This window comes from Paraburkholderia sp. BGA-UO-ETr-F12, assembly GCF_059567945.1.
On sequence record NZ_JCAQOZ010000067.1, the window covers coordinates 261,614 to 276,257 of the forward strand.

At 60.6% G+C, this 14,644-nt stretch carries 14 protein-coding genes and 1 pseudogene; 9 read left to right on the plus strand and 6 right to left on the minus strand.

The window, feature by feature from the left end; genetic code table 11:
• Positions 1–53 precede the first annotated feature (53 nt).
• On the minus strand, positions 54–941 hold the full coding sequence (locus AC57B6_RS37685; RefSeq protein ID WP_496423318.1) for a LysR substrate-binding domain-containing protein: 888 nt from the start codon (positions 939–941) through the stop codon (positions 54–56).
• Positions 942–1,208: 267 nt separating this feature from the next.
• Positions 1,209–3,359 carry a hypothetical protein gene (locus AC57B6_RS37690; protein ID WP_496423251.1) on the minus strand — a complete coding sequence of 717 codons (2,151 nt, stop codon included), beginning with the start codon at positions 3,357–3,359 and terminating at the stop codon, positions 1,209–1,211.
• Positions 3,360–3,715: 356 nt separating this feature from the next.
• Between AC57B6_RS37690 and AC57B6_RS37695 the strand changes: the two genes are divergently transcribed.
• Complete coding sequence (locus AC57B6_RS37695; RefSeq protein ID WP_496423252.1) at positions 3,716–4,996, plus strand: MFS transporter; 1,281 nt, start codon at positions 3,716–3,718, stop codon at positions 4,994–4,996.
• A gap of 14 nt (positions 4,997–5,010) precedes the next feature.
• On the opposite strand, the gene AC57B6_RS37700 is transcribed toward AC57B6_RS37695, so the two are convergent.
• Positions 5,011–6,003, minus strand: a complete 993-nt coding sequence (locus tag AC57B6_RS37700) for a LacI family DNA-binding transcriptional regulator (protein ID WP_030099687.1) — start codon at positions 6,001–6,003, stop codon at positions 5,011–5,013.
• Between the two features lie 178 nt (positions 6,004–6,181).
• On the opposite strand from AC57B6_RS37700, the gene AC57B6_RS37705 reads away from it, so the two are divergent.
• Positions 6,182–7,015, plus strand: coding sequence for an NAD-dependent epimerase/dehydratase family protein (locus AC57B6_RS37705; protein ID WP_028195176.1), 834 nt, complete (start codon positions 6,182–6,184; stop codon positions 7,013–7,015).
• Positions 7,016–7,115: 100 nt separating this feature from the next.
• The gene (locus AC57B6_RS37710; protein ID WP_281663594.1) at positions 7,116–7,661 is read left to right on the plus strand and encodes a GGDEF domain-containing protein; all 546 of its coding nucleotides are present in this window, start codon (positions 7,116–7,118) and stop codon (positions 7,659–7,661) included.
• Positions 7,662–7,783: 122 nt separating this feature from the next.
• Here AC57B6_RS37710 and AC57B6_RS37715 read toward each other — a convergent pair whose 3' ends face one another.
• Positions 7,784–8,113 carry an ArsR/SmtB family transcription factor gene (locus tag AC57B6_RS37715; protein WP_028195174.1) on the minus strand — a complete coding sequence of 110 codons (330 nt, stop codon included), beginning with the start codon at positions 8,111–8,113 and terminating at the stop codon, positions 7,784–7,786.
• An 87-nt stretch (positions 8,114–8,200) separates the two neighbouring features.
• Here AC57B6_RS37715 and AC57B6_RS37720 point away from each other — a divergent pair, with 87 nt between their 5' ends.
• The 5 genes and pseudogenes from AC57B6_RS37720 to AC57B6_RS37740 form a co-directional block, all read left to right on the plus strand.
• Positions 8,201–9,298: an NADH:flavin oxidoreductase/NADH oxidase gene (locus AC57B6_RS37720; RefSeq protein ID WP_178370813.1), complete on the plus strand. Its 1,098-nt coding sequence runs from the start codon at positions 8,201–8,203 to the stop codon at positions 9,296–9,298.
• 562 nt (positions 9,299–9,860) lie between these two features.
• A complete protein-coding gene (locus AC57B6_RS37725; RefSeq protein ID WP_028195172.1) occupies positions 9,861–10,871 on the plus strand; it encodes a zinc-binding alcohol dehydrogenase family protein in 1,011 nt (336 codons plus the stop codon).
• A gap of 108 nt (positions 10,872–10,979) precedes the next feature.
• A complete protein-coding gene (locus tag AC57B6_RS37730) occupies positions 10,980–11,135 on the plus strand; it encodes a hypothetical protein (RefSeq protein ID WP_178370814.1) in 156 nt (51 codons plus the stop codon).
• 52 nt (positions 11,136–11,187) lie between these two features.
• Positions 11,188–11,493 carry a putative quinol monooxygenase gene (locus tag AC57B6_RS37735; protein WP_496423253.1) on the plus strand — a complete coding sequence of 102 codons (306 nt, stop codon included), beginning with the start codon at positions 11,188–11,190 and terminating at the stop codon, positions 11,491–11,493.
• Between the two features lie 228 nt (positions 11,494–11,721).
• A pseudogene (locus AC57B6_RS37740) lies at positions 11,722–12,330 on the plus strand (phospholipase D-like domain-containing protein); the annotation flags it as partial.
• Between the two features lie 86 nt (positions 12,331–12,416).
• Here the strand turns inward: AC57B6_RS37740 and AC57B6_RS37745 are convergent.
• A complete protein-coding gene (locus AC57B6_RS37745) occupies positions 12,417–12,938 on the minus strand; it encodes a zinc ribbon domain-containing protein (protein ID WP_216751242.1) in 522 nt (173 codons plus the stop codon).
• 113 nt (positions 12,939–13,051) lie between these two features.
• The gene (locus AC57B6_RS37750) at positions 13,052–14,026 is read right to left on the minus strand and encodes an alpha/beta fold hydrolase (RefSeq protein ID WP_496423254.1); all 975 of its coding nucleotides are present in this window, start codon (positions 14,024–14,026) and stop codon (positions 13,052–13,054) included.
• An 82-nt stretch (positions 14,027–14,108) separates the two neighbouring features.
• On the opposite strand from AC57B6_RS37750, the gene AC57B6_RS37755 reads away from it, so the two are divergent.
• Positions 14,109–14,546, plus strand: a complete 438-nt coding sequence (locus AC57B6_RS37755) for an RrF2 family transcriptional regulator (RefSeq protein ID WP_144194316.1) — start codon at positions 14,109–14,111, stop codon at positions 14,544–14,546.
• Positions 14,547–14,644: the final 98 nt, after the last annotated feature.

A 14,644-nucleotide genomic window follows, 5' to 3' on the forward strand; every position in this document is an offset into this window, starting at 1 on the left:
CGCTTCAACCATCTCGATCAATGCAGTTCGGCTCAACTATTGCTGAAGAATTTTCAGGTGTTGCGGCTGATCTCCTGCTCGACCCAGGTCAAAAACTTGGCCACGCGCGGCAAGTCCGCGTTCTGGGAAGGGTAAACGAGGTGATGGGCCCCGACTTCGACCGCATACGTGCGATCGAAGACCGGTACGAGCGAACCGCGCTTGAGGTGGACCGATGCGAGCATCGTGCTTTCCAGCGCGACGCCGTGTCCCAACGCCGCGGCTTCGAGCGACATGTACGAGCGGTCGAACGCGAAATCGTATGCCTTGGGCGACACCGCGACGCCGAACTTGCCGAACCATTGCTTCCACTGAACGAGAGGCGTCTCCGAGAAGATCAGGCGCCGCTCGAGCAGATCCTCGGGGGTACGCACCGGGTGTCTTCTCAGGTATTCCTCCGATGCAAGAGGCGCGATGAACTCGTTGCGTAGCGTTTTGATCTCGCCATCGGTCCAATGAGCGTAGCCATGCCGGACGTCGACGTCATAGAAGCCGGAGGTGAACGATACATCCTCATATGAGCATGCGAGATTCAACTGAATGTCGCCGTTCGCTTCCTGGAACAAAGCCAGCCGCGGCAGCAGCCACATCAACCCAAAGCTGGGACTCGAGTGAATGCGAAGTATCTCGACACCCGATTGGCTCGATGCGCGTTCCGTCGCGCGGCTCAGGTCGGCGAGCGATCCGGTGACATCGGCCAGATATTGCTGACCCGTGGGCGTCAAAACCAGCCCCCGTCCCAGTCTTGTGAACAAGGGCCTTCCCACGATGGATTCGAGGTTGGCAATCTGATGGCTGACCGCGGATGGCGTTAACCCTAATTCATCGGCCGCCCGATTGACGCTCTTCGTGCGTGCGACACTCTCGAACGCGATGATGGCTTTTAGTGGTGGGATGCGCATTGTTCCTGGATGCAGAGGTTGCGAGCGGGCTTGGATCAGGGTGTTCTGCTTCGCTACAGGCGATTCCAGAAATGTCGCGTATCCCAGGGGTAAAGGCAAGCCGAGGTTCGGCCGACAGGCAATCGGTTCACAGAGGCGCGAGACGTTGTGGGAATACGAGGGCCGTCCGTCTGGATGGGTTTTTTTTCGACTCGCACAGCTAGTTCAGCTCATAGACTTCCTTGCGAGGCAACGCCGGCCCTTAAAAGGCCGGCGCACTTCATAGGATCAATTTGAAACGGCGTACTTCAGCGTCCAGCTGAACGTACGACTACTTCCCGCGTTGAGTGCGAAGGGGCGTGTCGTACAGGCAAAGTTCGAATGCAGCTGCCCGATCGGAGTGGTCGACAACGGATTGGTTACCCCAGCCGCCATTTCGAAGTTAGACAGGGCGCAACCGTCAAAACCCATCGTGCCATAGCTGGTCGCATTGCTATTAGCGTACTTAACCGAAAATCCATCGCTATTCGCTGTGGTGTTCGGGAAATCCGCAAAGGACGTGAAGTCTGTCTCGACCGCGATGGGGCCGGTCAACGTCCCGGAACTCAGCGTATCGGTTCGCGTCAGTGTGCCTTGACCAAACGTTAGAACCGTGTGGACCTGCAGGTCGATATCCGTGGCATAGGTCGCATTCTTAACGGCCTGCCGGAACTTGGTCGTGTCGAAAGAGACGGCCACCTGGCCGTTGTTTTCCTGAACATTCAGGTTCTTATAATACGTGACCGGAATGTAGGTTTTCCCGTTATAGGAAACTTGCGGAATCAGCAACGCATAGCCCAGATCCGTTGTGCCGTAAATCAGGTTGTCGGAGAACGGCGTCGGGTAATAGGGCGTGTACGAATTGTAGTCGGGCGCCTGGCTCAGATTCAGATTGATGACCCGCTTGCCGTCGCGCACGGTGATGAGCGCGGCGCTATACGGATGCGCGGTATCGGTGGGCAAGTTGTACCAGGTGAGCGTGTAATGCGGTTTTGTATTCAGCCACGCTTGCAGGTCGGCATCGGACATCGGCGCTTTGCCGTTGAAACCGAGCTTGTCCCACCACGCGTTCACATACATGTACTGGTGCAGCAGGCTGAAGTTCTCGCCCATCACGCGAGGCTTGCCGCGATACGCGTCGGTGCCGCGGCCCTTGACCCACATATTCACGGAGGGAGTCGGCAAGGTCGGGTCGTACCAGAACGTGTCGAAACGATAGGCCGCCTTGTAGATGAACGAATAGGCCACCTCCATCTCCTGAGCGGACAGTACGCCGGCATTTGCCGCAGCAGTCAGGATTTCCATAAAGGCGGAGTCCCCGTACGGCCCGATGGACCTGCCATAATTGAAACCCTGGCCATCTGCGTTGAGCTGCGGAAGAATGAGGTCGACTGACTTGCGTAGATAGGATTTCAATTCGGGCGTGAGATTCGCCTCATTGCCCATTTCGAAAGTTCGTTCAACGACTTCGCCAATTAGCAACGTGCTGTACCGATCGAAGCGTGCCTGATCATAATAGGTCGTATGGGTGTTCGAGGCCTCGTCGGAAAAACCGCCGGACGAGTCTTTCCGAATGTGATTCGTGAGTGTGTACAGAAGCGCGTCCCGCGCACCCATCGATGCCACAGTCGGGTCGGTGGCGGAAGAGAAAGTCGGATTGCTCCATCCCAGTTTTTGTCTTAGTCCCGCAATACCGTAAGAAACCGCATAGTAGTTTTGAGCGGTATTAAGCGATGCAACGTCGATCGGCGTACCTGTGGCGGGGCACGTATTCTTCAAGCCGCTTGCATCGGCGCCAAACATATCGCAGAAGTTCAGGCGATTTTGAAGAGTAGCGAGCATTGCGTCGCTGAAGACCTCGTTGAGCATGCCATGCGCTTTGAAATTATTAAGCGCAACGAGGTAGTAGTACTCGCCCCAGGATGTATTCGCATACGTGTAATTCGCGCCGCTTGTCTGCGTCATCATCGCGGTTGTTATCTTTTGATACGTTGCGAGGTAATCCGCGTATTTCGGATCCCCTTTCGCTTTCATATCGATCAATATGTACGACAGGCCGAGCGCCAGTTTGCCTGGAAGAAATTTATCGCCCGTGTTCGTATCGAGTACATGGACCGGACTGCCGTCGCCCAGGTCCATCACCACCTGTGTGAAATCAGGCGCTTTCCTGATGAGATCAAAGAGCGCCCTCATCTGCCCCATCATGGTTATAGACACGCCTGCTCCTGGCGGGACGCTCGTATCCGTCGCTCCATAAACGATTCCGTGGAGAGACACGGTCGACGCAGAAGAAACTGGACTTTTCGGACCATCGTTCAGGCCGCCTCCGCAGGCACTGACGAGAAGGAACGTCAGTGTACTGGCCGCGAAAATAACGGCTGATTTTCTTGACGAATGCATTTTTGTCTCCTGATTGTAAGTGGATCGATGCTGAAACACGACGGACCCGCGTCCCGCCAGTCCGCCTGACCTCCGCGCCGTCTCGACCTGCCGAGAGGCCGCTACGCATATGAACGAAAACGATTAACCCTACTTCGGGGATAGATGGTCCCACCATTGGATTGCAGAGCACAAGACCAGGTAAACCAAGGACTAGACAGAGAGTCACAATGCTTCTATCCTAGAAAAACGTTTTCCTAAATTGACGTGCCCGTGACGTGGCGCACCTGCTGCGGCGCATAGCGACCCTCGGCGCTCCCTGCCTTCAATGACACATAGCGCGACGCGACGAACGCCGCCGCGCAACGGAGACTTACATGCATTCCGCCGTTATCAGACCCGCGCGCACCGCCGCTAGCCGTTACCGCTGGACGGTCTGCGCGCTCCTTTTCTTCGCCACCGTAATCAACTACATGGACCGCCAGATTCTCGGTCTGCTCGCGCCGGTGCTGCAGCACGACATTGGCTGGACCCAGGTGCAATACGGCCGCATCGTGATCGCCTTCTCGGCGTTCTACGCGGTCGGCCTTCTGTGCTTCGGCCGAATTGTCGACTGGCTGGGCACGCGCATTTCATACGCGCTTGCGATGCTGATCTGGAGCACGGCTGCGGTGTTGCATGCGGCGGTCGGCTCGGTGGCCGGCTTCGCCATAGTTCGTGCGCTGCTTGGCATCGGCGAGGGGGGTAACTTTCCGGCTGCCATCAAGACGACGGCAGAATGGTTTCCGCGGCGCGAGCGTGCGCTTGCGACCGGCATCTTCAACTCTGGCGCGAATATCGGCGCAGTGTTCGCGCCCGCAATCATCCCGCCGCTTGCGCTGGCGTTCGGCTGGCGTGCGGCGTTCGTGATCATCGGGGCGGTGGGCCTCGTCTGGCTGGCCGTATGGCTCGCGCTCTACCGGTCCGCAGACACGAGTTCGGGGGAGGGCGGACAGGACGAGGCCGAGACGCTCGATGCCGTCAACGTGAACGCCCGCGCGCCGGGCTGGGGCGCGTTGATCCGAAAGCGCGAGACGTGGGCGTTCCTGATCGGCAAGTTCCTGACTGACCCGGTGTGGTGGTTCTATCTGTTCTGGCTACCGAAGTGGCTTAACGAGTCGCGCGGCATGGACATGCAGCACATCGGCCTGCCGCTCGTCTGCATCTATGCGATGACGACCGTCGGCAGTATCGGCGGCGGCTGGCTCTCTTCGGCGCTCTTGCGTTCCGGGTGGAGCGTGAACGCCGCGCGCAAGACAGCGATGCTGATCTGCGCGTGCTGCGTGCTGCCGATCGCGTTCGTCTCCCAAGTCGATAACCTGTGGGGCGCCGTCGCGATCGTCGGACTGGCCGCAGCCGCACATCAAGGCTGGTCCGCGAATCTTTTCACCACCGCGTCCGATCTCTTTCCGAAGCGCGCGCTGGGCGCGGTTGTGGGGGTCGGGGGGATGGCGGGCTCGATCGGCGCGGTGCTGTTCTCGGAAGTGATCGGACAGGTCCTGCAACGCACGGGCCACTACTGGGTACTGTTCGCGATCGGCGCGCTCGCCTATCTCGTCGCGCTTGGCGTCATGCAGATGCTGACGCCGCGCATGACGCCCGCGAAGCTCGACGCGTGAAAGCACGAGGCGCCTCAGCTGCGGGCCGCTGTCGACTCACGGACGATGAGCCTCGGCTCGAACGTCGAGTGCCCAGCCTCCGCATGGCCCGCGAGCGCGTCGATGAGCTTTTGCATCGCGAGTTCGCCCATCTTCTCGCTCTGAATATCGACGGTCGTGAGCGCAGGCGCTGCGTACTCGCCATACGGGACGTTGTCGACGCCGGTCACCGAGAGCTCCTGCGGCACCCTGATGCCGAGCGACGCCGCCTCTTTCATGAAGCCGAGCGCGATCAGGTCGTTGTAGCAGATCACCGCCTGCGGCCTGCGCGGACCGAGCATCACGCGCGAGCACGCATCTTCGCCTGCATGCGCCGTCGGCGCGTGAGCGTCGTACACGTCGAGCGTGAGGCCGGCCTCCTCCAGACACTCTCGCGCGCCGCGAATGCGCTCGTCGTTGATGCGTGCCTTCCCAAAACCGAGGTAGGCGATGTGACGATGCCCGAGGTTGAGCAGATGCCGCGCGAGCATGTAGGTTGCGAGCCGGTTGTCGATTCCGACGCTCGGGATCTGCAGCACATCGCTACGTCTCAACAGCACGACTGGCTTGCCGAGATCGAGCAACCACTGCGCGTCATTGTCGGGCATCCGCGAACTGACGATCAGGCCGTCGACCCGCTGCGCGAGCGCTTCGATCAGCGGGCGCTCACGCGCCTGGTTTTCGTCGGTGTCGACGAGCAGCAGCGTGTAGTCGTGCCGCAGCGCGACGCGGTTGGCGCCTTTCACGACGTTCGTGAAGTGCGGATTGCTGATGTCAAGAATGGTCAGCCCAATGGTGCGGGAGCGGCCGGTGATCATCGATCGCGCAAGCGGATTCGAGCGGTAGCCGAGTTCCTCGATCGCAGCCTTCAGGCGAGCCTCGACCGGTGCGGAGAAGCGCTGCGCCCCGTTCATGTACTTCGACACCGTGGCGACCGACACGCCGGCGGCTGCGGCGACGTCGCGAATAGTTGGGGAAGGTTTTTTCATGCGAAAGGTAACGTTTTCTCTTTTGTTTACCGATTGTCGCAGAAAGCGCGGTCAGGGGGGCGAATGCCATTCGGCGTAAGCGCCGTCTAATGGCCGCGCATCCGGCATTTGATGCTGAACCTCATCCATCGCTCTCGTATAGAAAACGTTTTCCGTCAGTCATCTTTCAGGAGTTTTTATGAGCCAAACAGTCGTGCCGTCGTTCAAGCCGTTCCGGCGCCTGCTTCTGACCGGAGCCGCCGGCAACCTGGGCAGCCAGCTGCGCGGCGCGCTCGCCAATTGGGCCGATGTCGTGCGCGTGAGCGACATCTCGGAGCTCGGAGAACCTGCGCCGCACGAGGAAACGAGCATCGTCGATCTGGCGGACCGGCCGGCGGTGATGCAACTTGTCGAGGGCGTCGATGCGATCGTGCATCTCGGCGGCATCTCCGTCGACGCCCCGTTCGAGGATCTGCTCGGCGCGAACATTGTCGGCACATACAACGTGTATGAGGCAGCGCGCAAGCACGGCGTGAAGCGCATCGTGTTCGCGAGCTCCAATCATGCGATCGGTTTTCATCCGGTCACCCAGGTGCTCGACGCCGACTCGCCGCAGCGCCCGGACAGTCTCTACGGCGTGACGAAGTGCTTCGGCGAGGCGCTTTCGCGCTATTACTACGATCGTTTCGGCATCGAGACGGTGTGCCTGCGAATCGGCTCGTCGTTCGAAGAGCCGAAGAACCCGCGCATGCTCGTCACGTATCTGAGCTATCGCGACTTTATTGAACTGGTGCGCTGCTCGTTGTTCACGCATTGCGTCGGGCACGCAGTCGTGTACGGCGCGTCGAACAATCCGGTCAAGTGGTGGGACAACACGAAAGCCAGCTTCCTCGGGTTCAACCCGCGCGACAGCGCTGCGCGGTTCGCGGAACGTTTCCCCGCGACCGCACCGAGCGACTCGCGCGACGATCCCGCACAACGCTTCCAGGGCGGCCCATTCGTGCTTGGCCAGCCAATGGAGCCGAAGCAGTGAAGCATGCGTTCTCGGGTGATCGGGATACCTGCTCACGAAGCGTCCGACGCAAGTCCAGACAATCGCGAGCTGCTTCTGCGATGTGACGGAGCGAACGGCGTTGCTCGATCGGCTGCGGCATCAGGCGTTCCACGATGCGCTGACCGGCCTGCCGAACAGACGCTCCTTCCTCGAGAGGCTGGATGAGGCATGCGCGGCAGGCGGCGAAGGCGTGGCTGCCATCATGTTTATCGACCTGGACGGCTTCAAGGCCGTGAACGATACATACGGGCATCAGTGCGGCGACGAAGTGCTGATTGAAACCGCGCGTCGGATAAGTCGCTGCGTGCGTGCCGGCGATCTGGTTGCGCGACATGCCGGGGATGAATTCACCGTGCTGCTGACTGGTCCTGCAGTCGATCGTGCCGCACTGGAGAGAATTGCACGTGCAATCCTGCTGACACTGAGCCAGCCCATAACGTTCGGGGCGAAGGTCGTGCGGGTATCGGCCAGTATCGGCATGCTACTGCGCGGCGAGGCACCGTCTTTGAGTGGGGAAGCCCTGTTACGCGCGGCCGATGCCGCCATGTATCGTGCGAAAGTCGCGGGCAAGGCGCGTATTCTCGTGCACGAGCTTCGCGATTCACCGGCGGGCAAGCCGGGTTGAGATCGACGCCGTGTCGTGCCGGCTGATTCGGCCAGCCTGGCGCCTGCCGCGCGATTCATCGGCGCACAGGGCAGGCGGGCCGAAGCTGAAGCCGACAAGCCGGAGACGACAAGCCAGAAGCCCTAAGCCGGCTCGCTCAACGCCGGTTCCGCGGCGATCTGCTTGAGTATCGCCTCCATTAACCCCGGAAACCGGCTGTCCAGTTCCGCGCGCCGCAACGAATTCTGATGCACGGTGCCGGCCACACGCGTGCGCACGAGGCCCGCCTCACGCAGGATCCGGAAGTGATGCGACACGCTCGACTTCGGGCGGCCGCCGTCTAGCTCGCCGCAGGTCGCCTCGTCGACGGACGACAGCCGACGGACGATTTCGAGGCGAACCGGGTCGCTCAGGGCATGGAAGAGCCGTCCGAGCGTGAAGTCCTCAGCGGCAGGATGGTTATAGGTACGCATCCTGCAAATGATAAAGGTTTCTGCGATACTTGGTTATTCGATGTTTATCGAACTAACGTACAAGCAAGTCCAGAGGAGTTTCACCCGATGTCCGCACTGTTCCAGCCCTACAAGCTCAAAGACGTTTCCTTGCGCAACCGGATCGCCATTCCGCCGATGTGCCAGTACACCGCCGAAGACGGCCTGATCAACGAATGGCACCGTGTGCACCTGGCCGGTCTGGCGCGCGGCGGTGCCGGGCTGGTGATCGTCGAGGCGACGGCCGTGTCGCCCGAAGGCCGTATCACGCCGGGTTGCGCCGGGATCTGGACCGACGAGCAGGCGCAGGCTTTTGCACCGGTCGTCGCGTCGATCAAGGCGGCCGGCTCGGTGCCGGGCATCCAGATCGGGCACGCGGGCCGCAAAGCGAGCGCCAACCGTCCGTGGGAAGGCGACGATCATATCGCTAATGGCGACAGCCGCGGCTGGCAAACCATCGCACCATCGGCGATCGCGTTCGGCGGCAATTTGCCCAAGGTGCCGAAAGCGATGACGCTCGACGATATCGCGCGCGTTCGCGAAGATTTCGTCGCCGCCGCGAAGCGAGCGCGCGACGCGGGCTTCGAATGGCTCGAACTGCACTTTGCGCACGGCTATCTCGGCCAGAGCTTCTTCTCCACCCACTCGAATCAGCGCGACGATATGTACGGCGGCAGTCTCGAGAACCGCAGCCGCTTCCTGCTGGAAACGCTCGCGGCGGTGCGCAAGGTGTGGCCGGAGCACCTGCCGTTGACGGCGCGCTTCGGCGTGATCGAGTACGACGGCCGCGACGAGGAAACGCTAGCTGAGTCGATCGAACTTGCGAAGAATTTCAAGCGCGAGGGACTGGACATGCTGAGCGTCAGCGTGGGCTTTTCCACGCCGACCGCGGCGATTCCGTGGGCGCCGGCGTTTCTCGCGCCGATCGCCGAACGCGTGCGCCGCGAGGCCGGGATTCCGGTTTCATCGGCATGGGGCATCGATACGCCGGAACTGGCGGACCGTTCGGTGAAAAACGGGCAACTGGATCTGGTGATGGTTGGCCGCGCGCATCTGGCCGATCCGCACTGGCCGTACCATGCGGCGAAGAAGCTGGGTATCGAGCGTCCGTCGTGGACATTGCCGGCGCCTTACGCGCATTGGCTCGAACGCTACGCGGTCGCGTGAGTTTGCGCGTCGGTTTCCTTTTGTACTGATGTGCTGGTGTACCGATGTGCCGTTTGTCCTATGCTTGATGCAGCGGGGCAGACGGCACGTCTGATTTGCCTTCTACGCGCGAACGCGCGGCGCCGCGTGTTGGTGCACGCCGCGAGTTTGTGGGAGTTTCCACTGAAGGCCGTCATCCGGCAGCCTGATTCGTAGAACGCATTAAAGATGCCACCCACTGAAAGGCCGGCGTAGACGGACAAACCGACCCCTTCACTTGCTCGTAGAAGCCATCAGCCACCTCGCATGCCTGGACCGTCGACGCTGAATGCGAGCACACCATCTCATCCAAATACCTATGTTTAACCAGAAACATAGCCTGTGCAGCGCGTGGGCCGGTCCAGTCCGCATTCACAACTCCCGCCTATACGATGATCAACCTGCGCCACTACTTCTGAGCGTCCGTGCAGGGCATGCAGTTCATTCACGGCGTAAGGGTCATTTCCCTACGCGCTCCTGACGATATAAGTGAGTGAATAAACCGGCCCGCTGTAACTTAAACCGTCATTTTTCTGGAGTACATATGAAAGCCGTTATCTATAACGAGTCGGTTCCGCTCGGTTCTCCGGATGCCCTGACCGACACCACGTTACCCGAGGCTGAGCCAACCGGGTACGACCTGTTGGTGGAAGTGCATTCGATCTCGGTGAACCCGGTCGATACCAAGATCCGTGGCGGCGTGCTGCCGCCCCCAGCGGTCCCCAAGGTGCTGGGCTGGGATGCGTCCGGCGTGGTGCGCGCCGTGGGCGACAAAGTAACCCTGTTCAAGCCCGGCGATCGCGTCATGTACGCCGGTTCGCTGTTGCGGGCGGGCACCAACAGCGAACTGCACCTGGTCGACGAGCGCATCGTCGGGCCGATGCCGAAGAGCCTCAGCTTCGAGGAAGCGGCCGCGCTGCCGCTGACCTCGGTCACGGCGTGGGAGTTGTTGTTCGACCGTTTGCAAGTGCGCGAAGGCAACAATCCGATCGGGACGCTGCTGGTCATTGGCGCTGCCGGTGGCGTCGGCTCGATACTGATCCAGCTGGCGCGCCAGCTGACCGGCCTGACCGTGGTCGCCACCGCATCCCGGCCGGAAACACGCGACTGGGTGCGCGAGCTTGGAGCGCATCACGTGATCGACCACACGCAACCGATGCCGGAGCAGTTGCGCGGCCTTGGCATTGACGAGGTCGATTACGTGGCGAGCCTGACCCACACTGACAAGCACCTGGCCGAAATCGCCCAAATGCTGGCGCCGCAGGGCAAGCTGGGGCTGATCGATGACCCCGAGTCGCTCGACGTGCCGATCCTCAAGCCCAAGAGCATCTCGCTGCACTGGGAATTGATGTACACCCGATCGATGTACCAGACCCCGGACATGATCGAGCAGCACAATATTCTGGCCCGGGTTGCCAGGCTGGTCGACGCCGGCGTGCTGCGCACGACGCTGGCGGACCATTTCGGCACCATCAATGCGGCCAATCTGCGCCGTGCCCATGCGTTGATCGAGAGCGGCAAGGCACGCGGCAAGATCGTGCTGTCCGGCTTTTGAGATTTTGAGGAGCGCGCCATGAAAATCACAACTGCCATCGCATGAATCACACAATGAAAGCTCTGCTTCTTCAACACGCAGGACCGGACTAAACACTGGAGCTGGCGAATGTTCTTATCCCCACGCCAGGCCGGCGCGCGCGTCCTCGCAACCGCATCACGTTCGATGGACCGCGTCCGCTCGTTGGGCGCCGACGAGGTGCCGTCGGCATTGCGTGAGGCTGAAGCAGGGCACACACAGGGCAAAGTGGTGATCAGGCTTTGAGCCGCCACCAGACTTGTCCCATAGTTCAACCGTAAGATAGAAAGGAACCGTTATGACCATTGAAGTCATTGCCACGCTAGAGGCCCGCCCCGAAAGGGAAACCGACGTCGAGGCAGCGCTACGCGTGCTGCTCACGCATAGCAGGCAGGAACCGGGCGTCCGGCGCTACGACCTGTACCGCGACAGCACACGACCCGCCACGTTTCATCTGATCGAGGTTTACGCGGACGAAGCCGCGCTGGAAGCGCACCGTGAGAGCGCCCATTACGTCAGGTATCGGGAGCAGGCCGGCGAATGGTTGCTGGCTGCGCCAATGGTTGCGGTCCTCCACCCTGTTGCCGTTGCCCGGGATGAGTAAGTCCGGGGGCGACGAGTCGATCACTCCGCGTGAATCCGCGACGCCTGTAATACGGCATGTCTGTCGCAACCGCTCCGAATCAACCGCCCCCGTCCATTCGTTTGCTCGGATGGGGAACTCGAGTCTTAGGCGAAACTGTGAAGGCGCGCCGCGTGTCGCGGCTCGCAATCGACGGTCTCGCAGGCTTTGAGCTAGCCGCCGTTGACAGGACTCGCCTTATTGAATTCTTTGCTGCGCTTACACAAGCCGCACTGGACCGGTCTTGGTCGCATGAACGACCGCACGCACCGCAAGCTGCTCGTGATCGACGGACACATCGGCTTTACGGGCGGCGTGGGTATTGCCGACGAGTGGAGCGGGCACGCGCAGGATGAGAAGCACTGGCGCGACATGCACTTTCGCGTCGAAGGCCCGGCGGTAGGGCAGATGCAGGCGGTCTTCATGGACAACTGGATCAAGTCGACGGGCAATGTGCTTCACGGCCCGCAATACTTTCCGGAGATCGACGCCGCAGGCGAAGGCCTCGCGCACATGTTCAGCAGTTCGCCCTCCGGCGGCAGCGACGACATGCAGCTGATGTACCTCATGGCGATCACCGCGGCAACGCATTCCATCCACCTGGCGAGTGCGTACTCTAACTTCGACAGCCGCTCGTTCAAGCTCAACGACGAGGCCAATCTCAACATCTATGACCGCGATTTCGCGCGCCGGCAGACGGCCGTTTTCGACGGTGACGTTGTCAACGCGAAACGCATCACGCTTGACGACTGGCGCCGCCGTCCGCTGCTTGAAAAGCTGCTGGAACGGGTTGTCGCCCTGCTCGATTCGCAGCTTTGAGGTTTGGAGCCGCCCGAGGAAACGATGACAACGGACACCTACGATCGAGCGAGGTGATTCGATTCTCCGATTGGATCGGGATGGCGTCAGGGCGGCAATCTGCCTGCGGTCGCGCTGACGGCGAGAACTGTTCTGCCGTCACTGGCAAGACCACACTCGTAAATGATCGGCGTATAGACGCCGATGTCATTCTGGAACTCGGCCTTGTCGCCGATGTATGTGATGGGGCCGCCCGGGCTATCGGTCCAGCGATAGCGACTGAACTTCAACTCATAGGGGCCGCCCATCCATCTGACGGTGTGCGTCGCCAGTCGCTCGATCGGACCCGGGCAATAGATGCTGGCCGCAGCGTTCCCTCTATCGCCTAGACACTGCAGATCGTCATTGCGGCACGGCTGGACTTGATTCGCTGCGTCGCTGCCGTACCTGGCGCCGCTGTCCGAAGCGCAACCCCAGGTGATCAACGAACCGACGATAAGCATTCCCCAGCCGCCCAACATTTTTCCCACGCCGGTCTGCCGCTTGACCACGGGCGGGCCACACGTGACGCACGACGTCGCCTTGTCGCCTACCTCTTCCCCGCGTTGCTTGCGTTTGAGGACTGCCATGAATTCCTCCGATCATTTCCCACATCTCGTCGACACGGTCTTTCTAGATTAGGACAATCTGCCGATCGGGCAGGCACGCGTTCACCGTCCGTGTCAGATCGCGCCCGTGTACGTCAAAGATCGCGGAGAAACTCAATCAATGCCGCGTTGACGAAATCCGGCGCCTCCTGTTGCAGCCAATGCCCTGCTTGTGGAACGATTCGAGAGGCCGACAGCTTGGGCACGATCTGGGACATGCCATCGATAATCTCGTGCATGCCCGGCATTGCCAGACCGGTGTCTCGCTCGCCGACAAGGTACAGGGCGGGAACCTCGACGAGCAAGCCCTCGAAAGCCGATTGCATTTCCCAGTTCCGATCGAGGTTGCGGTAGTAATTTAATCCACCGCGAAAGCCAGAAATGCTGAATGCCTGTACAAACTTGTCGAGGTCGGTGGGTGCGAGCCACGTGGGCAACGAAGGTGGATCAATCAGAGCGTCAAGGAGTCCACCGTTGCGCGGCACAAGTCCGAATGGATTGGGCGTATTCGCATCGCGGGCTCCGAGGTCGCCTGATGCGGAGTAATAGATCTTGCGCAATGTCGTGGCAACGTCCCGCTCAAGTTCGGCTTCGGCCAAACCAGGTTCGGAAAAGTAATGCGTATAGAACCTCATCTGCTCGGTCTGCGGAAAAAGCCGGCTCGGCGTCACGGGCGCGCGGCCCATCATCGGCACCCCGAGCGCAACGACAGCGCGAAAGCGGTCAGGCCGAAGCAACGCGGCTTGCCAGGCAATGGTTGCACCCCAATCGTTTCCTACAACAACGGCGTCGCGTTCTCCGAGAATGTCAACGAGCGCCACCAGGTCACCGACAACGTCTAACGTCGTGTACTGTCCGATTGCCGTCGGGCATTCGCTTGATCCGTAGCCACGCAGATCCGGTGCTACTGCGTGGAAGCCGGCGTGCGCAAGTGCCGCCAGTTGATGGCGCCAGGCATGCGAGGTCTCAGGAAAGCCGTGACACAGGAGCACCAACGGGCCATCGCCCTGTTCAGCGACATGCAGGCGAATTCCGTTTGCTTCAACAAAGATTTGACGGTATGCGGTCATGGTTGCTCTGGCAGAGATGGATGCACACAAGAATCCCGAGATAGCGTAACATCAAAAGTTGCGCATTACCAAGCTTCCGAATATGCAACGCGATACCCGATTGGCTCGACTTCTGCACGTCCTCATTCACATGCATCTTCGAGGAGGCGCGACCACCTCGGAGACGATTGCGCTGATGCTGCATACGAACCCCGTCTTTGTCCGTCGAACGATGGCTGCGCTACGCGAATCGGGGTACGTAAAGTCGACTGGTGGTCCGGGCGGAGGCTGGGCGCTTGCCTGTGACCTCAACGATCTTACGGTGAGAGATGTCTACGAGGCCATTGGACATACCGCGCCGTTTGTGATCTGCGTGGCCGACGACAATCACACTTGTCCGGTGGAGGCGGCGGTAAATCGCCACATCAATGAGGTATTGGGTTCAGCGGAAAATACGCTACTTCAATTGCTTGGTGACAAGCGACTCTCCGAGATCGCGCACGACGTGACGTCGTCAAAGTCGCGCAAAACGACTAGTTGATCTCGCGGAGCAATGGAGTGGGGGGGCAATGGGCCGCTGACAGAGACGTTCGGTCATCCGCACCGACGTATCGGAGACGGCAATTCGGTCGAAGCGGA